21 protein-coding genes are annotated in these 26,750 nt (G+C 67.4%); 13 read left to right on the forward strand and 8 right to left on the reverse strand.

The features are described 5' to 3' along the window. Window positions 1-219 precede the first annotated feature (219 nt). The 5 genes from trxA to ACZY0Y_RS03175 all read right to left on the reverse strand — a co-directional run bounded on the left by trxA (window position 220) and on the right by ACZY0Y_RS03175 (window position 6,093). Window positions 220-546 carry a thioredoxin gene (trxA, locus tag ACZY0Y_RS03155; protein ID WP_024366983.1) on the reverse strand — a complete coding sequence of 109 codons (327 nt, stop codon included), beginning with the start codon at window positions 544-546 and terminating at the stop codon, window positions 220-222. A gap of 40 nt (window positions 547-586) precedes the next feature. Beyond that, window positions 587-1,543 carry a thioredoxin-disulfide reductase gene (gene trxB / locus ACZY0Y_RS03160; protein WP_463956787.1) on the reverse strand — a complete coding sequence of 319 codons (957 nt, stop codon included), beginning with the start codon at window positions 1,541-1,543 and terminating at the stop codon, window positions 587-589. Window positions 1,544-1,719: 176 nt separating this feature from the next. Continuing rightward, window positions 1,720-3,306, reverse strand: a complete 1,587-nt coding sequence (locus ACZY0Y_RS03165; RefSeq protein WP_463956789.1) for an ABC transporter substrate-binding protein — start codon at window positions 3,304-3,306, stop codon at window positions 1,720-1,722. A gap of 171 nt (window positions 3,307-3,477) precedes the next feature. Continuing rightward, window positions 3,478-5,523 carry a murein biosynthesis integral membrane protein MurJ gene (gene murJ, locus ACZY0Y_RS03170; RefSeq protein ID WP_463956791.1) on the reverse strand — a complete coding sequence of 682 codons (2,046 nt, stop codon included), beginning with the start codon at window positions 5,521-5,523 and terminating at the stop codon, window positions 3,478-3,480. A gap of 69 nt (window positions 5,524-5,592) precedes the next feature. Continuing rightward, on the reverse strand, window positions 5,593-6,093 hold the full coding sequence (locus ACZY0Y_RS03175; protein WP_024366405.1) for an NUDIX hydrolase: 501 nt from the start codon (window positions 6,091-6,093) through the stop codon (window positions 5,593-5,595). A gap of 218 nt (window positions 6,094-6,311) precedes the next feature. Here ACZY0Y_RS03175 and ACZY0Y_RS03180 point away from each other — a divergent pair, with 218 nt between their 5' ends. From ACZY0Y_RS03180 to ACZY0Y_RS03220, 9 genes are all read left to right on the forward strand, one after another. Next, complete coding sequence (locus tag ACZY0Y_RS03180) at window positions 6,312-7,778, forward strand: CCA tRNA nucleotidyltransferase (protein WP_463883321.1); 1,467 nt, start codon at window positions 6,312-6,314, stop codon at window positions 7,776-7,778. Continuing rightward, window positions 7,779-8,363 (forward strand): histidine phosphatase family protein, encoded by a 585-nt coding sequence (locus ACZY0Y_RS03185; protein WP_463883319.1) that lies wholly within the window; start codon window positions 7,779-7,781, stop codon window positions 8,361-8,363. A gap of 654 nt (window positions 8,364-9,017) precedes the next feature. Next, the gene (locus ACZY0Y_RS03190; RefSeq protein WP_192815752.1) at window positions 9,018-9,158 is read left to right on the forward strand and encodes a hypothetical protein; all 141 of its coding nucleotides are present in this window, start codon (window positions 9,018-9,020) and stop codon (window positions 9,156-9,158) included. A gap of 183 nt (window positions 9,159-9,341) precedes the next feature. After that, complete coding sequence (locus tag ACZY0Y_RS03195) at window positions 9,342-10,811, forward strand: glycosyltransferase family 87 protein (protein WP_463956792.1); 1,470 nt, start codon at window positions 9,342-9,344, stop codon at window positions 10,809-10,811. Beyond that, window positions 10,804-12,243 (forward strand): phytoene desaturase family protein, encoded by a 1,440-nt coding sequence (locus ACZY0Y_RS03200; protein ID WP_463883314.1) that lies wholly within the window; start codon window positions 10,804-10,806, stop codon window positions 12,241-12,243. The genes ACZY0Y_RS03195 and ACZY0Y_RS03200 overlap by 8 nt, the downstream gene beginning before the upstream one ends. A 104-nt stretch (window positions 12,244-12,347) precedes the next feature. Beyond that, a complete protein-coding gene (locus ACZY0Y_RS03205) occupies window positions 12,348-13,718 on the forward strand; it encodes a sensor histidine kinase (RefSeq protein ID WP_463956793.1) in 1,371 nt (456 codons plus the stop codon). Next, window positions 13,715-14,371: a response regulator gene (locus ACZY0Y_RS03210; protein ID WP_463956794.1), complete on the forward strand. Its 657-nt coding sequence runs from the start codon at window positions 13,715-13,717 to the stop codon at window positions 14,369-14,371. The genes ACZY0Y_RS03205 and ACZY0Y_RS03210 overlap by 4 nt, the downstream gene beginning before the upstream one ends. Window positions 14,372-14,455: 84 nt before the next feature. Beyond that, window positions 14,456-16,465, forward strand: a complete 2,010-nt coding sequence (locus ACZY0Y_RS03215; protein WP_463956795.1) for a penicillin-binding transpeptidase domain-containing protein — start codon at window positions 14,456-14,458, stop codon at window positions 16,463-16,465. Between the two features lie 48 nt (window positions 16,466-16,513). Further along, a complete protein-coding gene (locus tag ACZY0Y_RS03220) occupies window positions 16,514-18,196 on the forward strand; it encodes an ABC-F family ATP-binding cassette domain-containing protein (RefSeq protein ID WP_463956796.1) in 1,683 nt (560 codons plus the stop codon). Between the two features lie 18 nt (window positions 18,197-18,214). Here ACZY0Y_RS03220 and ACZY0Y_RS03225 read toward each other — a convergent pair whose 3' ends face one another. Beyond that, a complete protein-coding gene (locus tag ACZY0Y_RS03225) occupies window positions 18,215-18,907 on the reverse strand; it encodes a GntR family transcriptional regulator (protein WP_463885441.1) in 693 nt (230 codons plus the stop codon). Window positions 18,908-19,052: 145 nt separating this feature from the next. Here ACZY0Y_RS03225 and ACZY0Y_RS03230 point away from each other — a divergent pair, with 145 nt between their 5' ends. After that, entirely contained in the window at window positions 19,053-20,759 is a 1,707-nt protein-coding gene (locus tag ACZY0Y_RS03230; protein ID WP_463956797.1) for an L-lactate permease, read from the forward strand. Continuing rightward, a complete protein-coding gene (locus ACZY0Y_RS03235; RefSeq protein WP_463956798.1) occupies window positions 20,759-23,584 on the forward strand; it encodes an FAD-binding and (Fe-S)-binding domain-containing protein in 2,826 nt (941 codons plus the stop codon). The genes ACZY0Y_RS03230 and ACZY0Y_RS03235 overlap by 1 nt, the downstream gene beginning before the upstream one ends. 100 nt (window positions 23,585-23,684) lie before the next feature. Here the strand turns inward: ACZY0Y_RS03235 and ACZY0Y_RS03240 are convergent, their stop codons facing one another. Beyond that, on the reverse strand, window positions 23,685-24,029 hold the full coding sequence (locus tag ACZY0Y_RS03240) for a toxin-antitoxin system YwqK family antitoxin (RefSeq protein ID WP_463885433.1): 345 nt from the start codon (window positions 24,027-24,029) through the stop codon (window positions 23,685-23,687). Between the two features lie 61 nt (window positions 24,030-24,090). Here ACZY0Y_RS03240 and ACZY0Y_RS03245 point away from each other — a divergent pair, with 61 nt between their 5' ends. Beyond that, window positions 24,091-24,864 (forward strand): DeoR/GlpR family DNA-binding transcription regulator, encoded by a 774-nt coding sequence (locus ACZY0Y_RS03245; protein WP_463956799.1) that lies wholly within the window; start codon window positions 24,091-24,093, stop codon window positions 24,862-24,864. Then, the gene (locus ACZY0Y_RS03250) at window positions 24,861-26,048 is read left to right on the forward strand and encodes an MFS transporter (protein WP_463956800.1); all 1,188 of its coding nucleotides are present in this window, start codon (window positions 24,861-24,863) and stop codon (window positions 26,046-26,048) included. Before ACZY0Y_RS03245 ends, ACZY0Y_RS03250 begins: the two co-directional genes overlap by 4 nt. Here ACZY0Y_RS03250 and ACZY0Y_RS03255 read toward each other — a convergent pair. Continuing rightward, the gene (locus ACZY0Y_RS03255; protein WP_463956801.1) at window positions 25,984-26,697 is read right to left on the reverse strand and encodes a phosphatase PAP2 family protein; all 714 of its coding nucleotides are present in this window, start codon (window positions 26,695-26,697) and stop codon (window positions 25,984-25,986) included. The two genes, ACZY0Y_RS03250 and ACZY0Y_RS03255, sit on opposite strands and share 65 nt — an antisense overlap. Window positions 26,698-26,750 lie beyond the last annotated feature (53 nt).

Consider the following 26,750-nt stretch of genomic DNA (forward strand, 5'->3'; position numbering starts at 1 on the left):
AATGCACCGCCTCACCCACAGCACAGCACCCACAGGCCACGGCAGTACCAACTTCACGGAAACGCAGTACCAACAACTCGGACTACCGGTACCAACTCACGCTATCTGGCAGCCAAGGCAGCGAAAGTCACCTACGAAGAAAAAGATGGCCCCTCTTCCTGGGACGGAAGTGAGGCCACCTTGGGGTCTGGTCTGCGCTAAGCCCTGACCAAACAGAGACTAGGACAGAACGTCCGCAAATTCCTTTTCGAAGAACTGCTTGGGACGTGCCCCGATGACAGTGCCCTTTACTTCTCCACCCTGGAACAGGTAGACGGCGGGGATGGACGTAATGCCGTACTGGGCCGCGATCGCGGGGTTGTCATCAACGTTGACCTTGACGACGTCCACCTTCTCGCTGTATTCAACGGAGATCTCGTCGAGGATCGGTCCAAGCTTGCGGCACGGTCCGCACCATTCTGCCCAGAAGTCCACGATGACCGGCTTGTCAGAAGCCAGTACATCGGTGCTGAAACTAGCGTCTGTTACGTCTTTTGCGTTGCTCATAGCCCTGTCTTTCTCTTAGGTTGGGTGCTGCGCGCGCCGTTTAGGCGTGGAAGTCTGCGAGGTAGTGCTCGACGTCAAGGGCGGCTACACAGCCGGACCCTGAGGCCGTGATCGCCTGGCGGTACGTCGGGTCGATGACGTCGCCGGCCGCGAAGACACCCTTGAGGCTGGTCTTCGAAGTGCGGCCCTCGACGGCGATGGTTCCCTCGGGGGTCAGATGCAGCTTGCCCTTGACGAGGTCGGTGCGGGGATCGTTGCCGATCGCCACGAAGACGCCTGTGACGGCGAGTTCTGTCTCGGTGCCGTCCACGAGATTCTTCAACCGAAGACCGGTGACCTTGTCTTCGCCCAGGACATCCTCGACGCCGCTGTTCCAGACGAAGCTGATCTTCTCGTGTGCGAGGGCGCGGTCGGCCATGATCTTGGAGGCGCGCAGGGTGTCGCGGCGGTGGACGACGGTGACGGACTTCGCGAACTTGGTCAGGAACAGTGCCTCTTCCATCGCGGAGTCGCCGCCGCCGATCACGGCGATGTCCTGGTCTTTGAAGAAGAAACCGTCGCAGGTTGCACACCAGCTGACACCATGGCCGGAGAGGCGCTTCTCGTTGGGCAGGCCGAGCTCACGGTAGGCCGAACCCGTCGACAGAATGATGGAGCGCGCCTGGAAGGTCTCCCCCGAGCCGATGGTGACCGTCTTGATCTCGCCGTCGAGATCCAGTTCGGTGACGTCCTCAAACTGGATTTCGGTGCCGAACCGGGCGGCCTGCTTCTCGAAGTTCTCCATCAGGTCCGGGCCCATGATGCCATCCGGGAAACCCGGGTAGTTCTCGACGTCCGTGGTGTTCATCAGCTCGCCGCCGGCGGTAACGGACCCTGCCAGGAGCAGCGGCTTCAGGTTGGCGCGCGCCGTGTACACCGCGGCGGTGTAGCCCGCGGGGCCGGAGCCGACGATGATGACATCACGTACTTCGGACGCGGTGTTTTCTGCGTTGCTCACTGAACGGTGAACCTCTTCCTTTGTCGATGCGCCCGCCTGGGTGGCCGGCCACATGGCACAACTACTACTTGGTGCTGAATATTCCAGTCGGACGGGGCGCCGCGGGAGGACGCCATCACTCAGGGTACCGTCTGGGCACCGGGGACCGCGGGGTCATTGCCTGGGTTACGGACGAGCTACTGGACCTTGATTTCGGCCAGGCGAAGGCCAAATCCGTAGCGGGTCTTCGGGGCCGCGAGCTTGGGAAGCGCCTTGATCGAAACGATGACATACTGCGCGGTGGTGGGTTCAGGCAGGGGCATCGTCAGGTCCGGTGAAGTAAAGCTGTTGCTGCCTACCAGCTTGGCGCCCTCGAGGGACGCACGGTCATTGGTAAAGACGCTGATGCTGCCGCCCGATGCTCCCAACTGGCTGAGGGTTACCGAGGAGACCTTGGCGGGGCTCTTGAGCTTGACGACGAGAGGGACTTCACTGGCCAGGCCGCCCCAGTTGTCAGTGGCGAATTCCATGTCCGACCAGTAGCTGGCGGCGTTGCCGTCGACGGTCTTGACGAGGTCGCCATCGTAGGTTCCGGCGAAGTCGAAGTTGCCCAGCCGTGTAACGCCTTCGACGGTGGGCGGACCGGCGGCCGGAGCAGGACTGCCGCTACCCGAAGGCCCTGCCGTGGTCGAACCGGGGGCACTGGTGGACCCATTGCCGCTCGCTACGGGCTGCGGAGTGCTCTTGAAAAGGCTGCCGAGATTGGTCACGGCAAGAACCAGTCCGACCACGAGGACCGCGGCAAGGAGTCCGCCGACCAGCCAGCGCATGGAACGAGGCCCGCGCTGGGGTTCCTCATCCTTGCCGTAGTACTCGTCATCCGCGGCCGAGCCGTTGCTCCGGGCCGAGCCCGGGAAGAACCCGGGGTCCCGGTCCACAGGCGCGCTTCCGGCCGCGGCGGCAGACGCCGGTACGCGATCCTGGTGGGAAGCCTGCCGGTCGTCGGGAGCGGGGTGATCGTAGTCGTCGTCGGACCACAGCGAAACCTTGGGTGTTTCGGCGGGTGCAGGCGGCGTCGAATTGCGTGCAGCTGAGGCGGGGGCACCTCCCTGCACCGGTTGGGGAGCCGTTACCTGCGGGGTGGCCTCCTGGGGCGCAGTGTCGGGGGACTTCGCCTGGGCGGACGCCGCTGCGGCGGCAGCACCGCCGGCCGCGGCACCACCGAGTCCCGCGGCGCCGGCAGCGGGCGACGACGCCGGACGCGACGGCGCGCGGGCAACGGAGGCAGGGGGCACAACCGGCTTGGCGTTCGATGCCGGTGCGGCCTGCTGCTGGTTCTGCCCGTAGTTGATATACCCGGCGTCTACTTCTTCTTCGTCGTAGAGGCCGTCGTAGGTTTCGGGCTCGTTGGACCGCGGCTGGCCGAAGATTTCGCTGCCCAGCGTGTCGGTAAAGAACGGTTCGACGTACGGCGGGTTGGAAGAGACCACGAGGTCCAGCAGGTCAGCAGCCGAGGTGTGGTTGGTGATGAGGTATGTCGTGTCGTCGCTGACCCCGAGGTCGAGGATCTGCACACTGCCGGGACGCTCGCCGGTGGCCACTTCCCGGGCACTTTGTGCCACTTGATCCGCGTTGCCGGGCCCGGCCACAAGGATGCTCACGGAACGGTTGAGCACCTGGTCCACACCGTCCAGCACCAGATCCTGGTCATGTGAGGTCAGTACAGTGGCAGTGACCTTGTAACGGCCACCTAGTACTGATCCGACATCGATCGGGTGGGACACGGGTTCCTCCTAGACTGTCCGGGAACTGCTGAACTGACCACTTCATCAGCGACTGCAGGTCGCCCGGTAAGCCGGTGGACCCGTGGTCTGCAACTCCCCTTGTTAGTCTTCGATCCTAGCCGATGCAGTGTCCCGGCCTCGGAAGCACGGCGTTGCGAAGCCTACTGGTTACTATTTTTTCTTCTTTCCGCCGAACGGAAAATGCGGGTTGTGACCGGCCGGGCCCTGATAGGTCCTGCGCCCGGGCAGGGGGACATCGCCGCCCAGGCCGCCCTCCGCGCTGCTGGGCAGATCCTCGGCGGGCAGGTAGCCGCCTTCCGGTCCGGCGCGCCCGCCCCGTTCGTCCTGTTCGCCCAGGTCGGGTCCGGCACGGAAGGATGTGGCGTCGAATTCCCCGGAAATCCTCGGAATGAGTCCGGTGTCCACCGAGACAGTGGCGCGTTCCGGCCGGGTACGCGCCGCAGCGGCATGGTCAGGAACATTCCCGGCAGCGGCCTCCTGCCCCGGGCGGCGGCGCAGGCGGCCCAGCAGCGGCTGCAGGAGGTCGCTCAGCTCGGTCACCCGGAAGAGTTTCAGCAGGAGCAGGTAGGCCGCCAGCATGACGGGACCGACGACGACGATCGTTACCAGCGCGGCCATGGGGGTGCTCCAGGCGAAGCCGTCCCGGCTGTAGCTGCCCAGCAGCCACAAAGCCACGGCACCGGCCAGTGCGGAACCCAGCGCGGCATAGCCCATCCGGATGTAGGAGTTCGCGATCCGCGGGCCGTCCAGGTGCCCGAGAAGCCGCCGCAGGAAGACCGCGCTGACGATCACGGACAGGATATTGCCGCCTGTATAAAGGATGGCGATGGCGAAGATGATCTGGTCGAACGGCAGGAACTGGATGCTGAAGGCGGCAACCACGTTCACGAGGGCCAGCACCAGCTGGATGAAGAACGGTGTCCGGGCGTCCTCGTTGGCGTAGAACACGCGGGACATCATGAAGTTGGCACTCATGAACGGCGTGCTGAGGGCAAGGATGGTCAGCGTCTGGGCCAGCATGACGCCGTCCTGGGGCACCCCGCCGGAGAAGAACATGCCCAGCGGTCCGGCCAGGGCGAACAGGGCCAGGGCCCCGAATACCGTCGCCACGGCCATGGTCCGCAGCCCGTGCGAGAGCGCGTTCCGCAGCGCAGCCCGGTCCCCGTCCTGCGAGGCCCGCGTCATCCGGTTGAACAGCACCGTAGCCAGGGACAGGGCAATGATGGAGTGCGGGAGCAGGTAGAGCTGGCTCGCCACCTCCAGCACGGCGTTGCCCGGCAAGGAGTGGGCGGCCGGGTCCCCTGCCTGTTCCAGCCGCAACCGTTCCGCGCCGGGGATCGTGGCGATGCGCATGACATAGAGGAACGCCAACTGCCCGACGGCGGCCGTCGCAAGAGTCCAGACGCTCAGCCTGGCGGCCTGGCCCAGCCCCACCCCGCGCCAGCCGAAGCGCGGCCGCAGCCCGAGCCGGAGCCTGAACACCGGGACCAGCAGGATGGCGGTCTGGGCAATCACACCGATGGTGGAGAACCCGGCCACCAGCAAGGTCTGGGTGGAGCTCCACGTGTCCAGCGTGTGGGGGTTGGCCGCGTTGGTGCCCATAATGCCGATGAACATACCCAGTCCGGTGATCGCGACAATATTGTTCAGGATCGGCGCCCACATCGCGGGCCCGAACGCGCCGTGGGCGTTGAGCACCTGGGTCAGCAGGGCGTACAGGCCGTAGAAGAAGATCTGCGGGAGGCACCAGAATGCGAAGGACACCGCGAGGGCCTTTTGCTGCGGCGAATAACCCTGTGTGGTCAGTTGAATGACCCACGGTGCCAGCAGCGTGACCAGCAGCGTGAGGGCCAGCAGCACGAGGACGGCCAGTGTCAGCAGCCGGCTGATGTAGTCCGCCCCCCTGTCCGGAGCCTTGCTCGCCTTGATGATCTGGGGCACCAGGACGGCGTTGAACACGCCGCCGGCCACCAACAGGAAGATCAGGTTCGGCAGGTTGTTCGCGTTGATGAAGGTGTCGTTGACGGTGGACCCCAGGCCGAGGGCCGCCGCCAGCATCCAGGTCTTGGCGAAGCCCAGGAAACGCGAAACCAGCGTTCCCGCGGCCATGATGGCGCTGGAACGGACTTCTCCGGATTGGACAGCTTTGGAATCGGCGGGGCCGGAGGGCACGGGGGTGGGTTTGGCAGATGACATTGTCTTCATCGTCTCACCCGGACACAGCTTAAGGCGCTATCCGCGTCCCCTGGAGGGGATTGTGTGGCCCTAGCGGTGCTCCGGCAGTACTTCCTTGGCGAGGTCGGCGATGCGGCGCTCGTTCGGGAAGGAGAGCTTCCGTGCAAGTTCATGGATGGGAACCCAGGCGACGTCTACGGCTTCCTTGTCCGGATCATTCTCGATCGTCAGTTCCCCGCCCGTGGCCTGCAGCAGGTAATGGTGGACGGTCTTGTGCACGCGGTGTCCGCTGACCGTGAACCAGTAATCGATGCTGCCCAGCGGCGCGAGGATCTTGCCCTCGATGCCGGTCTCCTCCGCGATCTCACGCACGGCGGCTTCCTCGTTGCTTTCCTTGCCCTCCGGGTGGCCCTTCGGCAGGCACCATTCCAGCCGTCCGCCGCGATTAAGGCGGGCAATGATCGCCACGCGGAGTTCGCCGTCGGAGGTGTCCACCACAACGCCGCCCGCGGAGATTTCCTCCACAGTGGGAAGGGAGGCCTGTCCGGAGTGCTGCACCGGCGCGACATTGGCACCAATTGCCGATGGCAACGGTGCGTTTGTCCTCCTGCCGGGAGCGCTCGGTACGGGATGGGCCATGAAGTCCACTCTAACGACTCTTGTACGCACTTGATGACCTAAACATGGCAGGAAAGTGGACGGCCGGGAAAGTGGATCGCCCCTTCCGTCCCCGCGCTCAGCGCCAACAGCCGGACTCAGGGACGATTCGGTGTGGTGCTGGCCGGGATTTCTGACAAGCTTAAGAAACTATGGCGCACCCACATCACGAGACTGACTCGCACACCGTTGATTTCCAGGTGGACCCTGTGGTCCTGGAGCTTGGGCGACGGTTTGTTGATGCCGGCCACGAGCTCTCCCTGGTGGGCGGCCCCGTTCGCGATCTCTTCCTTGGCCGGGTGTCCCCCGACCTGGACTTCACCACCGACGCCACGCCGGACCAGACGGTTGCCCTGATCAAGAGGTGGGCTGACAACTACTGGGAGATCGGGCGCGCCTTTGGCACCATCGGGATGCGTAAGGCCGGCTTCCAGATCGAAATCACCACTTACCGCGCGGAAGCGTACGATCCCGACTCCCGCAAACCCGTCGTGGCGTTTGGGAAGTCGCTGACGGATGACCTGCTGCGCCGCGACTTCACGATCAACGCCATGGCCCTCCGCCTCCCTGCCCTGGAACTCGTGGATCCTTTCGGCGGGGTCCGCGACCTCCACGCTTCGATCCTCGCCACCCCGGGCGCCCCCGAATCCTCCTTTTCCGATGATCCGCTGCGCATGATGCGCGCCGCCCGCTTCGCCGCCCAGCTGGGCGTGACGGTCCACGAGGACGTCCGTTCCGCGATGTCCCGGATGGCGGAACGGATCACCATGATCTCCGCCGAACGCGTCCGCGAGGAACTGGTCAAACTCATCTGCGCGGCCCATCCCCGGGCCGGCGTGGACCTGCTCGTCGACACGGGGCTGGCCGACTTTGTGCTGCCCGAGGTCTCCGCCCTGCGCCTCGAGTCCGATGAACACCACCGGCACAAGGACGTCTACCAGCACTCGCTCCAGGTCCTGGAGCAGGCCGCCGCCCTCGAAACGGCTGCCGACGGCGCCGTGCCGGGTCCGGACTTCGTGCTGCGGTTCGCGGCTCTGATGCACGACGTCGGGAAGCCGGCCACGCGCCGGTTCGAACCGGGCGGCGCGGTGAGCTTCCGGCACCACGACATGGTCGGGTCCAAGCTGACATCCAAAAGGATGAAGGCGCTGCGCTTCGACAACGACACCATCAAGGCGGTGGCCAAACTGGTGGAGCTGCACATGCGCTTCTACGGCTACGGCGATGCCGGCTGGAGCGATTCCGCCGTCCGCCGCTATGTCACCGACGCCGGTCCGCTCCTGGAACGGCTGCACCGGCTGACCCGCTCGGATGTCACCACCCGCAACCAGCGCAAGGCCGAGCGGCTCGCCTTCGCCTACGACGATCTCGAGGCCCGGATCGCCACCCTGCGGGAGCAGGAATCCCTTGAGGCCGTCCGCCCGGACCTCGACGGCGGCCGGATCATGGAACTCCTGGGACTCAAACCTGGCCCCGTTGTCGGTCGCGCCTACAAGTTCCTGCTGGAGGAACGGATGGAGCACGGCCCGCTGGATGCCGACGTGGCCGAGGCCAAACTGCACGAATGGTGGGCAGCGCAACCCGAGTCCGCCGTCGCACTGTCAACTGAGGAGTCCTAAGTGATTGCACCGTCCAACGGCCCCCGCCCGCAGCTGTGGATCCTCCGGCACGGCGAAACCGAGTGGTCCAAGAGCGGACAGTACACAGGCCTCACCGACCTCCCGCTTACCGTCGAGGGCGAGCAACAGTCCGTGGAGGCACGCAAGGTGCTCGACCCCGTCGATTTTGACCTGGTGCTGACGTCCCCGCTGCGCCGGGCGCGGCGGACGGCGGAACTGGCCGGCTTCCCCGACGCGCAGCTGGAGCCGCTCGCGGTCGAGTGGGACTACGGCGACTACGAGGGCATCAGCTCGGACCTCATCCGCAAGGACAACCCGGAGTACCTGATCTGGACCCATGGTGTGCCGAACGGCGAGGCCCTTGACGACGTCGCCGCGCGCGCGGACAAGATCGTGGCCAGGGTACTCGAATCGGGCCTGGACAACGTCCTGATCGTGGCCCATGGACATTTCTCCCGAATCCTCACCGCACGGTGGCTGGGGCTTGATCCCCACGACGGGCGGCATTTCATCCTGGGGACCGCAAAAGTCTGCACCCTCGGCTGGGATAAGAAGACGCCGGCAGTGGTCCGCTGGGGCCTGTAAATGCGTTGAGAAAGTAATTTCAAGAAAGTTTATGAATGCGGTAGTCACGGACCGCATTTATGGTGTATTTTTATTTCTGACCCCAGAGCGCCCTGCCGGGGTCGAGGCGCACGTCGCCCGGCCAGTCAGCCGGAGCCACGGCATAACAGAAAAGGAGGTTGGGAGAAATGATTACTTTGACTAGCGGACGGATGTACCTCGTCACCGCCACCCCGGCCTCTGACGCTGACACGCGCCCACATTTCGGCCCGACTGCCTCCTGACCCCTCCGCTCGCGGGCTATTCCCATAGCCTTAGGACCCCGAGCCAGGGCGAAACTGTCGCCTTCCTTCCCGGAAGAGACGTAGCAGCGGACTGACCCGGGCGGACCCACACGGTTGCGCAGCATCCCCAAAGTTCGGAACCCAGCTTCCTGTTGGGGGTGCGGCTTCGCGCGGCCAGGGGCCATTCTTTCGCTCTTGCGAAATCCTTGAATTATTGCCGGGTATTTACGTGCCCAATTGCGGCCTTTTCTTCCTTAATTCACAGAGGCCTTAATTGTCATGCCCAATTACTCCCCAAATTTCCGGCGCCACCAAAGAAAGGTCCATCGTGACTATTGCCAGCACCACAGCCCGACCACGCAGCGCGAGCCACCGGAGGGAGGTGACCACCATGAAGCAGAAACTCCAAAGAATCCTGCGCCTGAGCCTCAAGCCGGCCCCAAGGCACACGACGCTGTTCAACGGACAACTCCTCGACCAGAAGCGCGAAGACGTCTATGTCGTGATGCACCAGATGGGCCTCATCCGCTGAGGCCGGTCCAGGCCATCGAAGGAGGAACTGATGACTGACATCGGAATTGATCCGCAAGGAGCCCACGCGGCGACGCGTGGGCTCCCCCTTTTAAGCACCCGCCTGGCCGGCCATTGAGCCACACCTTGTGTCACCGCCCGGCGCAGCACGGCCACCCGCAGCCGCCCCGGTAAGCTCGGGGACATGCAGGAGACAAAGCCGCCGGAGCACCGCAGACGTGTCCGACTGGTCATCCCGAGCCGCAGCGACCCCCTGCTGAGGAACTTCACGGAGCTGGTCGGCGGACCCATGGGCCGCCGCTCGGCCCCCGGCATCGTCTCCCCCGGATTCTTCACCGTCGAACGCGTCCTGATCCTGCTCACCGTCCTGGCAGCCGCGGCCGGCATCCTCCTCAAGTCCTACTGCCGCACCAGCGGCTGGGAAACCCCGGGCCAGTTCTATGCAACCTGCTATTCGGATTTCCCGGAGCTGTTCAAGAACCGCGGCCTCGGGGCCGGAGCCTTTCCCTTCATCACCCAGGGGACGTTCTTCGAATACCCCGTCCTGATGGGATTCATCGCCGGCGCCACGGCCCTGTTGGTGCCCGGCGAGGGCGTCTCCGCGGGCCGGATTCTTGCCTACTTCGACATCAACGCCGCCCTGATCGTCGCCGTCTGGATCGTCACGGTGCTCGCCACCGCACGCATGGCCCGCCGCCGGGCATGGGACGCAGCCATGGTGGCGGTGGCCCCCGGCATTATCCTGGCCGGCACCATCAACTGGGACATGTGGGCCGTCGGCCTCCTCGCCCTCGGCATGTATTGCTTCTCCCGGAACAAGCTCGTGCTGGCCGGGATCTTCATCGGACTGGGCACTGCCACCAAGCTTTACCCGGTCCTGATCCTCGGCGCGGTCCTGCTCCTTGCCCTGCGGACCGGGAGGGTCCGGGCAATCCTGGTTACCGCCGGCGCCGCCGCCGCCGCGTGGCTGGCCGTCAATATCCCCGTCGCCGCCGTCAACCCGGAGGGCTGGCGATACTTCTACCAGTTCACCGAGGACCGGCCCGCCGGCTACAGCTCGCCCTGGTTTGCCTACAACCTTGTCGCCGGCCGCCTGGGCTGGCTCCCCCTGCAGGCGGAGTCGATCAACACCCTGGCCCTGAACCTGTTCGTGCTGGCCTGTGTGCTGGTCGGAGTCCTGGCCCTTGCCGCTCCGCGGCGGCCCCGGCTGGCGCAGCTCGCCTTCCTGATCGTTGCCGCGTTTATCCTGACCAACAAGGTCTACTCGCCCCAGTTCGTGATTTGGCTCATCCCGCTGCTTGCCCTGGCCCGGCCGCGCTGGCGGGACTTCCTGATCTGGCAGACCTTCGAAGGGCTGCACTGGGCGGCAGTCTGGCTGTACCTCGGACAGGTGACCAGCGGCGGCGTCTCCCAGCACAATATTGATATGCCCTACTACGTCCTCGCCGTGGTCTTCCATATGATCGCCACCGGCTACCTGATGGCGCGGGTGGCCTGGGACATCTGGGACCCCCGCTATGACGTGGTCCGCCGGCAGGGGATGGACGATCCGCAGGGCGGGCCGTTCGAAGGCGTTCCGGACCGCTTGCGGGTGGATCTGCTGCACCCCTCAGCATCCGTGCTGCCCTGGCGCAAGGTGTCCGCGGATGCCTGATGTCGCCGTCGTCGGATCAGGACCGAACGGGCTCGCCGCGGCGGTGACGCTGGCACGCGCCGGACTGAAGGTGCACGTCTACGAGGCGGCGCCGACTCCCGGCGGCGGGCTGCGCACAGCGGAACTCATGTTGCCCGGCCACTTTCATGATGTCTGCTCGGCGGTCCACCCGATGGCCCTGGCCTCGCCGTTCTTCCGGCAGTTCGAGCTGTCCCGGCGGATCCGGCTCGAGGTTCCCGAGGTCTCGTACGGCACACCGCTCGACGGCGGCCGGGCGGCCCTTGCCTACCGCTCCCTTGAGCGAACGGCAGCCGGTCTGGGGCGCGACGGCGCCGCGTTCACACGGCTCATGGGCCCGCTCGTACACCGCGCGGACGGCATCACGGACCTGACGTTGAACCAGCTCCTGCGCCTGCCGAGGGACCCTGCGGCGGCCGCCCTGTTCGGCGTCCGGGTCCTGGAGCAGGGCTCACCGCTCTGGGGGCTGAGGTTCCGGGAGGATCTCGCGCCCGCGCTGCTGACCGGCGTCGCGGCGCACGCAGTCTCGCAGCTGCCGGCCCCCGCCGCGGCCGGAGCCGGCCTCATGCTGGGCACACTGGCCCACACCGTGGGCTGGCCCGTCCCCCTCGGCGGTTCCGCGGCGATCGCCCGGGCCATGATCGCGGACCTTGAAGCGCACGGCGGGGCGGTGGAAACAGGCGCCCGGATCGGGTCCCTGGCGGAGCTGCCCCCGGTCCGGGCCACCCTCCTGGACGTGGCACCGACGGGGCTGTTGAGACTGGCGGAGGGCAGGCTCCCGGACCGGTACCGCCGCGCCCTTGAGTCGTTCCGGTTCGGAAACGCGGCCTGCAAGGTCGACTTCATCCTTTCCGGACCGGTCCCCTGGACGGCGCCCGGATTGGCCGACGCCGGCACGGTCCACGTGGGTGGCACCCGCGCGGAGATGGCCGAGGCGGAAAACCTCGTCGCCGCGGGCCGGCATCCGGAACGGCCCTATGTCCTGGTCTCCCAACCCTCGCGCTTCGACGCCGGACGGGCGCCCGCGGGGCGGCATGTCCTGTGGAGCTACTGCCATGTGCCGGCCGGTTCCACCGTTGACATGGCGGAGGCCGTGATCACCCAGCTGGAGCGTTTCGCCCCCGGGTTCCGCGACCTCGTCCTCAGCCACCACGTCACGACCGCGGCCGGGCTGGGTGTGTACAACGAGAACTACGTCGGCGGCGACTTCAGCGCCGGACTGATGGACCTCCGCGGGATCATCCGGCGGCCCGTCCTGGGCCCCGTGCCCTGGCGGACGCCGCTTCCCGGCGTGTACCTGTGTTCCTCCTCCACTCCTCCGGGACCCGGTGTGACCGGGATGCCGGGATACCACGCCGCTAAATATGCCCTGAAAGACATATTTGACCTGGCGGTCCCGCCCCTCGGCGTCTAGCGGCCCCAACGACTACCGGACCCCGGGTCAACCAAAAGGTTGATAATGCCCGGACGGAAGGGTTATCGGCCGGTAACGTGCCGCCCCCGCACTACGCTGAAGGCATGGATGGCAACGATCGCCCAGCGCCGGCAGGCACCGCCACGGCAGGAACGACCGATGCCGCCGTGATTCTGCGCGTCCTGCGGGTGTGCCTGCACTGCGGCTTCGCCGTCCTGCTGCTCGTCGCACTGGCGCGGCTGCTGGGCTCGGGCCCCCAGGGCACGAACTGGCTCGCCCTGTCCCTCGCACTGGTTCTGGCCGCGGTCTACCTCTTGGGAACCGTCCTGGAGAAGCGGCATTCCGTTGATACGTCCCGGTTCGATCCCCGCCCGTACTCGGCCTGGTGGCTGGGCGCCGTCTGCCTGTTCTGGCTGCTGCTGATCTGGGCCAGCTCCGACTTTGTCTGGCTGGCCTTCCCGTTGTTCTTCCTGCAGCTGCATGTGCTGCCGCTGCAGCTGGCTTTGCCGGCGATCGCCCTGAGCACCGTGCTGGTGATTGTGGCTCTGTGGATCCACAACGCAGGAGCCGACGGCGGTGCCCTGCAGCTGCCGATGGTGCTGGGCCCGGCATTCGGGGCAGCCTTTGCCGTCGTCACCGGGCTGGCATACCGGGCGCTCTACCTGGAAGCCGAAAACCAGCGGCTCGCCGCCGAGGAGCTGCGCCGTACCCGGGCCGAACTTGCCCGCAGCCAGCACGACGCCGGCACGCTTGCCGAGCGGGCCAGACTGGCCCGCGAAATCCATGACACGCTGGCCCAGGGCTTCTCCAGCATCGTGCTGATGGGCCGCTCGGCAGAAAAGTCACTGGACGACGGGGACACCGCCACGGCCCGGGACCGGCTCCGGACGGTCCAGGAGACCGCCTCGGCCAACCTCGCCGAGGCCCGTAACTTTGTCCGCGCCCTGCAGCCGCCTGCCTTGGCAGAAAACACAGCGGATGAAACAGCAGATAGCTCAGCGGCGGACTCAGCAGAAAACTCGCCGGAGGATCCCCTGGTGAACAGCCTGCGCCGGCTCTGCGAAAAGACTGAAACCGAGGCAGCCGCCCGGGGCACCCGGCTGCGCTGCCGCTTCGACCTTGAAGGAACCCCGGTGGAACTGCCCAACCCGTACCGCACCACGCTGCTTCGGGCCGCGCAGGCGAGCCTCGCTAATGTGTGGGTGCACGCCAAGGCGGACACCGCCGTCGTGACACTGTCTTTCCTGGGCAGCGAAGTGGCGATGGACATTTTCGACGACGGCACCGGCTTCGATGCCCCGGCAGCCGCGGACCCCGCCGGTCGCCCCGACGGCTCGGGCTACGGACTCAAGTCGCTGCAGGAGCGGGTCTCGGCGCTGGCCGGCAGTCTGGACATCGAGTCCGCGGCCGGTGAAGGAACGGTGGTGGCCATCCGGCTTCCCCTCGTGGATGCTGCGGCAAGGAACCAACTGTGAACGATATCCGTGTGCTGCTGGTCGACGACCACCCGGTGGTCCGGGCCGGTCTGCGGGCCATGCTGGGCGATTTTGAGGGCATCGCCGTCGCGGCCGAGGCGGCCGATGGCTGCGCTGCCCTGGCCGAGCTTTCCCGGCTCCATACCCTCGGCGAGCCGGTCGACGTCGTACTCATGGATCTGCAGATGGGTACCGGCATGGACGGCGTTACCGCGACCGGTAGGATCAAGGCGGGCGCGGCCGGCCAGCCCGCCCCGCCCGTGCTCATCCTCACCACGTACGACACCGACGCTGACATCCTCGCCGCGGTGGAAGCCGGAGCCAGCGGCTACATGCTCAAGGACGCGCCGCCGGAGCAGATCCGCCAGGCGGTGCTCTCCGCCGCGGCGGGCCAGACTGCGCTGGCCCCCGAAGTGGCCGCCCGGCTGATGGGCCGGATCCGCAACCCCGAACCCGTCCTGTCCGCCCGCGAGATCCAGCTGCTGGAGCTGCTCGCCACGGGACTGGGCAACCGGGCCATCGCCAAAAAACTGTTCATCTCCGAGGCAACGGTCAAGACCCACCTCGTGCATATCTACGGCAAGCTCGGGGTGGACAACCGCACGGCGGCGATTGCCGTGGCCACGCAGCGCAGGATCATCCGGCGCTTCTGAGCCGGCCCGCCGCTGCCGCGCACAGACCGCCGGCGGGGACCATGTGACAAGGAAATTGTCCGGCGTCCGGTGCATAATGGCGCGATGGGGAACTCATCAAAACTTTCACTTGCCCTGGTTGGGCTCATTCTTGGCGGCTCGTTGGTGGGCTGCTCCGACGGCCGCGCCGGCGCGCAGGATGCGGCGAAGCAGCTTGCTTCCGCTGTCGCGGCGCTCGACGTCGGCGCGGTGCCGTTTGACGGCAAGGACTCCGGGGCCGCCAATGACCAGCTCCACAAGGTGTTCAAGGCACTGGACCCGGTCAAGCCCGCGGTCGTGACCGGAGAGCTGACGCTCGACAAGGACACCGCCACGGTCCCGCTGGACTACAGCTGGAAGATCGGCTCCGGCAACTGGAAATACACGGTATCCGCCCAGCTGAAGAAGTCAGGCGACAAGTGGCTCACCGTCTGGAGCCCGGAACTCCTGGTGCCGTCTCTGGCAGAAGGGGAAGTCCTTGGCACCTTGTCCCAGTCCCCGCAGCGGGCCGAGATCCTGGGCGCTGGGGACGCCAAGCTGGTGACCTACCGGCCGGTCGTCAACGTCGGCATCGACAAGCCCCTCCTGGCTTCCGCCGATCCGGCGGCGTCCGCCACCCGGCTCGCCCAGCTGGTGGGAGTGGATCCCGCAGCTTACGCCCAGCAGGTCCAGGCGGCGGGCCCGGAGGCCTTCGTCGCGGCCATCACCCTGCGCGAGGACGGCCGGACGATTACGGACGATCAGATCGGCGAAATTCCCGGCGCCCGTGCGATCCGCGACTTCCTCCCCCTGGCACCGACCCGCACCTTCGCCCGCGCCCTGCTGGGCACCGCAGCCGAGGCGAATGCCGAACAAATCGAGAAATCCGGCGGGGCGCTCAAAGCGGGGGACACCACGGGAACCGGCGGCCTGCAGCAGCAGTACGACGCGCAGCTTCGCGGCAGCGACGGCACGCAGGTCTTCGCCGAAAAGGCGGGCCTCACAGCCGAGGAACGCCAGACCTTGCTCAACGGCGGCCGCCGGGCCCTGTTCCAGGTTGATATGAAGGTCGGAACCCCCCTGAAAACCACTCTCGATCCGAACCTCCAGCAGGTGGCCGAGGACATCCTGGGGAAGGTGGGCCCGGCGTCGGCCATCGTGGCGCTCCGGCCCTCCAGCGGCGCCGTCCTCGCCGCGGCCTCGGGACCGGGCAGCAAGGGTTACGACACCGCGCTGCTGGGCCAGTACGCCCCCGGTTCCATCTTCAAGATCGTGGATTCCCTGGCCATGATCCGCAACGGCATGACCCCGGATGCCACGGTGGAGTGCCCCGCAACGCTCTCCGTCGACGGCCGGACCTTCAAAAACGCCGAAGGCTACCCCGCCTCCTCGCTGGGCTCGGTGACCTTGCGTGATGCTTTCGCGCACTCCTGTAACACGGCGTTCATCAACGCCCGCGACAAGGTCAGCCAGGCCCAGCTCGAGGCCGCCGCCACGTCCCTCGGCGTCGCAGTGGAAGCCCCGGCACTGGGTGCAGCAGCGTTCCTGGGCTCGGTTCCGGGTGAGGCTTCGGGGACGGAGCACGCCGCGTCGATGATCGGCCAGGGGAAGGTGCTGATGTCCCCGCTGGCCGCCGCCATCATGGCGGGATCGGTCGCCAAGGGTGCGCCCGTCGCGCCGCAGCTGGTGCTCAATCCCGGAGCTGACGAGGCAGGCGCCGGCGCCGTTGCGTCCCCGGCATCCGGAGCCTCGGCGTCAACGGGAACGACGCCGTCAGCTTCCGCCACACCGTCCGCAGCGGCACCGGCGAAGGCCTCCGGTACCCCGGTCACCACGGCGGAGGCCGCCGCCCTGGCGGACATGATGCGTGCCGTGGTCACGTCCGGCCACACCGGGTTCCTGGCCTCCGTCCCGGGTGCCCCCGTGGGGGCGAAGACCGGAACCGCCGAGTTCGGTTCAGACAACCCGCCCAAGACTCATGCATGGATCGTGGCCGTACACGGGGATCTCGCCGTCGCCGTGTTCGTCGAGGAGGGCGGGCTCGGCGCCACCGTCTCTGGTCCGCTGCTGAAGGAGTTCCTCACCGCCGCGGGCTGAGGCCCGGAGACGACGGGGCCGTGAGTACGCCCGTGGGAGGATGGAAGTGTGGCTCATATTGACGTTTCCAACATCGATTACTTCCTCTCCGACGGCACCCAGCTGCTCAACGGCGTGACCTTCAAGGTCCCGGACGGCACCAAGACGGCGCTGATCGGACCCAACGGAACCGGCAAGACAACGCTTTTCCGGATCATTTCCGGCGACCTTGTCGCGGACGAAGGTGTGATCGGCCGTTCCGGGAACATGGGTATCATGCGCCAGTTCGTCGGACAGGTCCGGGACGAATCCACCGTCCGCGACCTCCTCGTGTCTGCCGCTCCCCCCGCGCTGGCGGCTGCCGCCCGCGCGGTGGACGAAGCGGAGCTGGCGATGATGGAACACGACGACGAGCCCACCCAGATGAAGTACGCGCAGGCGATCGTGGACTGGGGAGACGCCGGCGGCTACGACGTCGAAACGGTCTGGGATGAGGTCTGCATGGCTGCGCTCGGACTTCCCTTCGACCGGGCGCAGCACCGGCCGGCGTCGAGCCTCTCCGGCGGCGAGCAGAAGCGGCTGGTGCTCGAGGCGCTGTTCGCCGGCCCCGACGAGCTGCTGCTCCTCGACGAGCCGGACAACTACCTCGACGTCCCGGGCAAGCGCTGGCTTGAGGCCAAGCTGAACGAGTCGAAGAAGACCGTGTTCTTCATCAGCCACGACCGCGAGTTGCTGAACAACGCCGCGGGCCGCATCGTGACCCTCGAACCGGGCATCAACGGCGCCGGGGCCTGGATCCACGGCGGCGGCTTCGGCTCCTATGTGGAGGCCCGTGCGGACCGGAATGCGCGCTTCGAGGAGCTCCGGAAGCGCTGGGACGAGGAGCACGTGAAGCTTAAGGAACTCGTCAACATGTACAAGAACAAGGCCGCGTTCCGCTCCGACATGGCCAACCGCTACCACGCTGCCCAGACGCGGCTGGCGAAGTTCCTGGAGGCCGGGCCGCCCGAGGCATTGCCGATCGAGCAGAACGTGCAGATGCGGCTCAAGGGCGGCCGTACGGCCAAGCGCGCCGTCGTCGCCGAGAAGCTGGAGCTCACCGGGCTGATGAAGCCCTTCTCCACGGAGGTCTGGTTCGGCGACCGCGTCGGCGTTTTGGGTTCCAACGGCTCCGGCAAGAGCCACTTCCTGCGCCTTCTCGCCACCGGGGGCACCGACCCGGAACGGGAGCACCTGCCGGTGTCCGACGTCGATATCGCCGAAGTCCCGCACGAGGGCACTGTGAAACTCGGCGCCCGGATCCGGCCCGGCTTCTTTGCCCAGACCCACGTCCGGCCCGACCTCCTGGGCAAGACCCTGCTCGAAATCCTGCACCGCGGCGATGAACACCGCTCGGGACTGGGACGCGAAGCAGCGGCCGGCGCGCTGGACGGGTACGGGCTGGCCTCACAGTCGGAGCAGAAATACGAGTCCCTTTCCGGCGGGCAGCAGGCCCGGTTCCAGATCCTGTTGCTGCAGCTCTCGGGTGCCACCCTGCTGCTGCTCGACGAGCCCACGGACAACCTGGACCTGCACTCGGCCGAGGCGCTGGAACGGGCCATCGACCACTTTGAGGGTACGGTCCTCGCCGTCACGCACGACCGCTGGTTCGCCCGGACCTTTGACCGCTTCCTGGTCTTTGGCTCCGACGGCAAGGTCTATGAGTCGGCCGAGCCGGTCTGGGACGAAAAACGCGTCGAGCGCGCCCGCTAGAGCCCGTGTTTGCGCACACTACTCCGGCAACAGGCCGGACGGCTGTGCGGCCTCCGGGCCGGCGGTTCCTCCCATGGCAGCGACCAGCCGCTCACGGGCGCGCCCCAGGTGTTCGTCGAGGAGCACGGCGGCAGCCTCGCCCTGTCCGGCCCCGATCAGTTCGAGGATCCTCTGGTGTTCGGCCTGGATCAGCGCGGTGTCCAGGAGGTGCAGGGACTGGATCCGGACCATGCACAGCCGCACCTCACCCACGAGCGAGCGGTACATCCGGCTGATGCGTTCATTGCCCACGGCGTCGATCAGGCTGGTGTGGAACCGCATGTCCGGTTCGACGACGTCGATCGGGGCGCCGGTCTGAACCGCCGCGATGTCGCGGTTGGCCTGCACCGCCGCTTCCGGCACTTCCCGCGCGGTTGCGAGCCGGCGCAGCACTTCGCTTTCCAGATACGCGCGGGCGAGATAGATGTCCCGCACGGAGTCCGGGCCGAGTTCGACCACCCGGGCGGTCTTATGGGCTCCCCGGTCCAGCAGCCCTTCGCCGACCAGCTTCTCGATCGAGGCCTTCGCCGTCGGCCGCGCCACGTCGTAGGAGGAGGCGACCTCCGACTCCGTCAGGGCGTCGCCGGACCCAAGCTCGCCGGCGAAGATCCGGTTCCGCAGATCCGAGGCGACCGCGTCCACGATCGAGACTGCTGCAATTCGGCCGGCCACCGGAGCTCCCATTCCGCCAAGAGTTTCTTGATTCACTCCCAATCTTGCCAGACAAGACAACTGGTCAGGCTTGACCAGCATGTGCACTTGTAAGACAATCGTAGGGCGCCACGGAGTTGTGACGCCTAACACAATCTGGAGACACATGTTTCAGCAGATCCTCGATCCCATTGCCGGGTCCCTGGTGATTTCAGCCCTTTGCGCGGCACTTCCGCTCGTCCTGCTCTTCGTTCTACTGGGCGTCTTCAAGGTGAAAGCCCCCATGGCGGCCCTTGCCAGCCTGGCCCTGTCCCTCCTGCTGGCCATCGTCGGCTGGCAGATGCCGGTGAACCAGGCCCTGAGCGCCACCGCGGCCGGCATCTTCTACGGCTTGTTCCCGATTCTGTGGATCCTGGTCAACGCCCTCTGGATTTACCGGCTCACGGTGGCCACCCCGTGGTTCGAAGTGCTGGGACGCACCATCCGTTCCATCTCGAACGACCTGAGGATCCTGTCAATCCTCATCGCCTTCTGCTTCGGCGCCCTGCTGGAATCCCTGGCCGGATTCGGCGCGCCCGTGGCGATCTCCGCCGCCATGCTGATGGCAGCCGGCATGAAACCGCTGAAATCCGCAGTGGTCTCGCTGCTGGCCAACACCGCTCCCGTGGCCTTCGGCGCGATGGCCGCGCCCATCATCGCCCTGAACGGCGTCACGGGCCTGCCGCTGCATGATCTGTCCTCCATGGCCGGCCGCCAGACGCCGTTCATCGCACTGGTCGTGCCGCTGCTGCTGGTGTTCATCGTCGACGGCCGCCGCGGCGTCAAGCAGACCTGGCCCGTGGCCCTCGTGGCGGGCGCCGCCTTCGGCGCGGCGCAGTTTGTCACGTCCAACTTCTTCGCCGTGGAACTGACTGACGTTGTCGCCGCCGTCGTGACCGTGGCGGCCGTGCTGCTGATGCTGAAGTTCTGGCAGCCGACGGAGACCGTCGGGATGGACGGTTCCGCCGAGAGCGCCCCGGAAGCTGTGCACGCCGCTGCTGCCGCAACGACCGGAAGCACTTCCCGGGACGGCGGGTCTGCCGCCGTCGCCGCCCCCGGCACCGGGGTCCCGACCGATAACTCCCGGCCCGAACCCCGGCAGATCTGGATGGCGATCGCTCCCTACCTGATCATCATCGCGGTGTTCTCCGTGGCCCAGCTTCCGTTCGTCAAGACCTGGTTGGGCCAGGTCGGCAGCGTGACCTTCGCCTGGCCCGGCCTGGACATCACCGATTCGGCCGGCAAACCGGTTGCGGCCACCAAGTTCAAGCTCGACCACCTCAAGGCGACCGGCACCCTGCTGCTGCTCTCCGGGCTGATCACCATGGCGCTGTACAAGATCACGGCATCCCAGGGGCTGCGCATCTACCGGGACACTTTGGTCCAGCTGCGCTGGACGATCGTCACCGTCACCGCCGTCCTGGGCCTGTCGTTCGTGATGAACCTTTCCGGCCAGACCACCACCCTGGGCTTCGCGCTGGCCTCCGCGGGCGGCTTCTTCGCCATCCTCTCGCCGCTGATCGGATGGATCGGCGTCGCCCTGACCGGCTCCGACACGTCCTCCAACTCCCTGTTCGGCCAGATGCAGGCCACCGCAGCGGTGCAGACCGGCCTGTCACCGGTGCTGATGGCCGCCGCCAACTCCTCCGCCGGCGTGATGGGCAAGATGCTGTCGCTGCAAAACCTGGCCGTTGCCGCCGCGGCCGTGGGGCTTGACGGCGCCGAGGGGACCCTCTTCCGCAAACTCATCGGCTGGAGCCTGGGCCTCCTGGCGCTCATCACCGTGCTGATCTTCCTGCAGTCCACCCCCGTGCTCGGCTGGATGGTGCCCTGATGGCTCCCCTGGACCTGGCCGGCCTCCGCTCGGCAGTGCAGGACCCCGCCCAGGTGAAGACCCGGGCGATCGACCTGCACGCGAATGCCCATGACGCCTCGCACTTCCTGCTGATCCCGCAGGCCGTCGTCACGGCAGGGAGCGCCGCCGACGTCGGCGGGCTGCTGCGCGCCAGCGCGGCCCAAGGAGTGCCGCTGACTTTCCGCTCCGGCGGCACCAGCCTGAGCGGGCAGGCAGTCACCGACGGCGTGCTCGTGGACGTCCGACGCAACTTCAGGGACATCGAAGTGCTCGACGGCGGCGCCCGGGTCCGCGTCCAGCCCGGTGTCACCGTGCGGGCGCTCAATGCGAGACTCGCCCGTTACGGCCGGAAATTCGGGCCCGATCCGGCCAGCGAGGCAGCGTGCACCATCGGCGGGGTGGTCGCCAACAACTCATCCGGGATGAACTGCGGCACCGTGGACAACACCTACCGCACCCTGGAGTCGCTGACCGTGGTGCTGCCCTCCGGCACCGTGATCGACACCGCGGCGGCCGACGCCAACCAGAAACTCCGTGCCCTCGAGCCGGAGCTCCATGACGGCCTCGCCCGGCTGGCCGCGCGGGTCAGGAACAATCCGGACTCCGTGCAGAGGATCCGGCAGCAGTTCTCCATGAAGAACACCATGGGCTACGGCCTGAACTCCCTGCTGGACTTCCAGACCCCGGTGGACATCATGGCCCACCTGATCGTCGGGAGCGAAGGCACCCTGGGTTTCGTGGCCGAAGCGGTCTTCCGCACGATCCCGCGGCTCCCGCATGCCGCTGCGGGCCTGCTGGTGTTCCCGGACCTCGAGGCCGCCAACTCTGCCCTGCCCGCCCTCGTCGCGACGGGGGCCGCCACCGTTGAGCTGATGGACGCGTTGTCGCTCAAGGTGGGCCAGACGCTCAAGGGAACGCCCGCCGTCGTGCAGGACCTGGCGGTCCGGGACCATGCCGCCCTGCTTGTGGAGTACTCCGCGGGCACCGCCGGGCAGCTGGCGGAACTCCAGGGCCAGGGCGAGGGCATCCTCCACGGGCTCGGGCTCTCCGCCCCGGCCCGGTTCAGCGGCGACGCGCGGGAACGCGCCCAGCTCTGGCAGCTCCGCAAGGGCCTTTACGCCTCGGTCGCCGGAGCGCGGCCCCAGGGCACCACCGCGCTGCTGGAGGACATTGTGGTCCCGGTCCCCGTGCTGGGGCGCACGTGCCGGGAACTGATCCGGCTCTTCGATAAATACAGCTACAGCAACAGTGTGATCTTCGGCCATGCCAAGGACGGGAACGTCCACTTCATGCTCACGGACGGCTTCGCCACCGCCGCCGAACTGGACCGCTACAGCGCCTTTACCGAGGACATGGTGGAGCTGGTCCTGGCCGAGGGCGGATCGCTGAAGGCCGAGCACGGGACCGGGCGCGTCATGGCCCCGTTCGTCCGCCGGCAGTACGGCGATGAGCTCTACGACGTCATGCGTACCATCAAGCGGCTCTTCGACCCTGCCGCCATGCTCAACCCGGGCGTGCTGATGGATGAGGACCCGCGGGCGCACCTGCGGCACATCAAGACCACGCCGCCTGTGGCGGAGGAAGTGGACCGCTGCGTCTCCTGCGGCTACTGCGAGCCGGTGTGCCCCAGCAAGGACATCACCCTCACGCCGCGGCAGCGGATCGTCACATTGCGTGCCATCGAATCCGCGCGGCTGGCCGGGGACACCGCGCTGGTCCGGGAGCTGGAAAAGGACTATGAATACGAGTCCGTGGATACCTGCGCCGTGGACGGGATGTGCCAGACGGCCTGCCCGGTGGACATCAACACCGGATCGCTCGTGAAACGCCTCCGGACGGCGGACGCCGGTCCGCTCGCCAACAGCGCCTGGAACGCGGCCGCGAAGCACTGGGAAGGCGTTACGCGCGGCGCCTCCCTGGCGCTGACGGTGGTCGACAAGCTCCCGGCCGCCGCCATCGCCCCGCCCAACAAGGCAGCGCGGGCAGTGTTGGGCGCAGACACCGTCCCGCTGTATTCCGCCGAACTGCCCGGCGGCGGTTCGTTGCGGAAGCGTCCGACGCCGTCTGGCCCGGTTGACGCCGTCTACTTCCCGGCCTGCGTGGGCACCATGTTCGGACCCGCAGGAGCGGGGCCGGACGCCGAAGGGCGCGGCGTCCAGTACAGCTTTGAGCAGCTCTGTGCCCGGGCCGGGCTCACGCTCCTCGTGCCCGTCGGCATCGACGGCCTGTGCTGCGGCACCCCCTGGTCGTCCAAGGGCATGGCCGCCGGCCAGGAAACGATGCGGGAGAAGACCCTGGCCGCCCTCCGGGAGGCAACCCGGGACGGCGAGCTTCCCATCGTCTGCGACGCCTCATCCTGCACCGAGGGACTGCGCCAGGCCGTGGAATCGGACACACCCTCCGCCGGGCAGCGTCCCCTGCGCATGGTGGACGCCGTGGACTTCGCCGCGGGCAACATCCTGCCCCGGTTGCCCGAACACGGGAAACTGGAGTCCCTCGCCCTCCACCCCACCTGCTCCTCCACCCGGATGGGCCTCAACGACGCCCTCGGGACAGTCGCCGGCGCCGTGGCCGAGCGGGTCGAGATCCCCGAAAACTGGGGATGCTGCGCGTTCGCCGGCGACCGGGGCATGCTGCACCCCGAACTGACGGCCTCGGCAACCGCGAAACAGGCCGCCGAGGTGGCCCACATGGGCGCCGCCGCCCACGCCTCGTGCAACCGGACCTGCGAACTGGGCATGACCCGGGCCACAGGCGCCCAGTACCGCCACGTGCTCGAGCTGCTGGAGGAAGTCACGCGGTAGGCAGAACGCTCCCTCACGTCCGGCACGTTTTACACCAACCCTCTCTCACTCGATGAGAGAGGGTTGGTGTTTTTCGTGCGAAACGTGGGGGAGCGTTGGGCTAGTTGAAGGTCTTGCGCCGCGTCTCGGTGCCGTCCGGGGCGTAGGTGATCCATTCGCCGGTCTTCCGTCCGACGTCGAACGCCCCCTCGTCCAGCAGTTCGCCGGTGCCGTGCCACCGCTGCCAGAAGCCGTCCTGCCGTCCGTCCCGGAAGGCGCCCTTCTGCAGCAGCCCTCCGCCTTCGCGATACCAGACGCAGTCGCCGTCAAGCTGTCCGTGACGGTACCCGGCCTCGGCCTTCACCTGGCCGCTCCGGAAGTAGAAGACCCAGCGGCCGTGGCGTTCGCCGTCCAGATACTCCCCCGTGCCGGAGACCTTGCCATCCTTGAAGAATTCTTCAGCCATCCCGCCAGACTACATTTACGCAACAAATGATTAAATGATCATGCTCGATTAGCATTTGAACATGATTACTGAGGAGCGCCACCGCCGCATCGCTGAACTGCTGCGCCATCGGGAGCACGTGAGCGTCGATGAGCTCGTGACCGCCTGCGGCGCCTCCGGGGCGACGATCCGCCGCGACCTGGACGTCCTGGCCGTCCACGGCGTTCTCCGCCGGGTCCACGGCGGTGCCCGGAGCCTCGTGCTGGGCGGCGAAAACCCCGAATACGGCCAACGCGAAATCGAGGACCATGCCGTCAAGGTGCGGATTGCGGCAGGCGTCGCCGCCCTGCTGCCCGACCGCGGGCACGTCTGGCTGGACAGCGGCACCACGGCCACCGAGGTGGCCCGGCAGTTGCGGCAGCGCCAAATGACCCTGATGCCGATGTCGTTGCGGGCCGTCAACGCGCTGACCCAGGGAGGCCCGGCCGCCGGCCGGCATCCCGAACTGCTGCTGCCCGGCGGGAGCCTGACCGCCGGTGAACAGTCCTTCCGCGGCCCCATGACGGAAGCCAACATCCGTTCCCTGCGCTTTGACTCGGCCGTGGTCACGCCCTGCGCGCTGAACCTCCGGGACGGACTGTTGGCCCACGACCTCGACGACGCGGCCGTGAAGCGCGCCGGACTGGAATCCGCCGGCCGGGTGATCGCCGCCTGCTCCGGCACCAAGTGGAACGCCAGCGCCGTGGCGCTCGTCGCGTCCCTGGACGACGTGGATGTCCTCGTCACGGACCGCCAGTTCAGCCCCGAAGAACTTGACCAGCTCACCCAGCACTCGGTGGAAGTAGTGATCGTATGACCGGAACGGCAACCCGCCCGCAGCTCAAGGCCGCCGCCGCGGCAACCTTCCTGATCTTCGGAATCAACGGGCTGGTGTTCGCCAGTTGGGCCGCCCGCATCCCCGCGGTGACGGACATCCTGAACATCTCCTCCGGACAGATGGGAACCCTCCTGCTCTGCGTGGCGGCGGGCTCCCTGATCGCCCTGCCCACCGCCGGGCACGTTGTGGGCCGGATCGGGACAGCCAATGCCGTGCGCGGCGCCGGCCTTGTCGCCGCCATGGCGGGCGTCGGGGTGGCGCTGGCGCTGCTGGCCGGGTCCGTTCCCGGGACCGCCATCGCACTGTTCTTCTTCGGCATGGGCATCGGGTTCTGGGACGTGTCCCAGAACATTGAAGGCGCCGACGTCGAACACCAGCTCGGGCGCACCATCATGCCGCAGTTCCATGCAGCCTTCAGCGGCGGCGCCTTCCTGGGCGCACTGATCGGGGCAGGCCTGTCGGGTCTGGGCGTCGGGCTTCCCGCGCACCTGCTGGTCATCGTCGTCATCGTCGCCGCACTGACCATGCTCGCCCCGCGCTACTTCCTGCCGCACGCGCCAGCCCCCGCGCCGGCGTCCGGGGAAACCCGGGAAGCCAAGGGGCGCTCGGCCTGGCGCGACGGACGGACGCTGCTGATCGGCGTCGTGGTGCTGGGCGCGACACTCACCGAGGGTGCCGGAAATGACTGGATCGCCAAAGCCGCCGTGGACGGCCTGGACGCCACGGAGTCCACCGGGGCGCTGCTGTTCGCTGCCTTCGTCCTGGCCATGACCGCGGTGCGGTTTTTCGGCGGCCGGGCGATTGATGCCTACGGCCGGGTGGCCGTGCTCCGTGCCAGTATGGCCGCCGCCGCCGCGGGCCTGGGGCTCTTCGTCCTGGCCGGCGACTTCTGGCTGGCCACTGCAGGTGCCGTGCTCTGGGGCGCGGGGGCCGCCCTCGCGTTCCCGATGGGAATGTCGGCAGCTGCCGACGATCCCAGGCACGCCGCCGCCCGTGTGTCGGTGGTTTCGACGATCGGGTACGTCGCGTTCCTGGCCGGCCCGCCGCTGCTGGGCTACCTTGGGGACCTGGTCGGCATCCGGCTGGCGCTGCTGGCCATCATGATTCCGATTCTGGGTGCGCTGCTGCTCGCCGGCGCCGCGAAGTCCTTGCGCGCCAGCTAAGCAGCCGGCGGGTGTCTCCATTCTCCTGGATGCATATGTTCTGGAACGACAGCCAGAGCAGGAGCACCGCCGGGACCGCCAGGCACACGCTGCCGACGGTGTCCGCGAGCCAATGGGCGGACAGGTAGGTGCGGCTGACCATCATGGCCAGCACCCCAACTCCCGCGAGCACCGCGCCCCAGGCGCGGCCGACAAGGAGGGCTGCCACCACCAGGAACGCCGCGGTACTCGCCACATGGCCCGAGGGGAACGAGCCCGTGTCGGTCAGGACGATTGTGTTGGCGGGCCGGTCCCGGAGGATGCCCGCTTTGAGGACCTGGGTGAAAACCAGGACGGCGGCGCCGGCAGCAGCAGCGAAGAGGGCCGTCTGCGGGCGTCTGCGCAGCAGCAGGGCCACGACGAGCAGCCCATGCAGCACCAGGACGCCCCGGTAACCAGCCAGGTTGAGGAAGCCATTGATGCCGTCCCAGAACGGACTGCGCAGGGACGTGATCCAGCCGGACCAGCCTTCGTCCAGGCCCTGGAACGGGGGCTGTCTTACGTCCGCCAGGAGCAGCCCCCCGAGCACCGCGCCCAGCGTGAGCAAGGCGGTACTGGCCGCGAGCACGCGGCCTGCTGACAATCGCTGAGGGTCCAGCACTCGGGTCATCGCCTCATCCTAGCCAACCGATCCGCCGGCGTGCTGGCACGCTGCCGCCGGAC

Source organism: Pseudarthrobacter kochi (assembly GCF_055412805.1).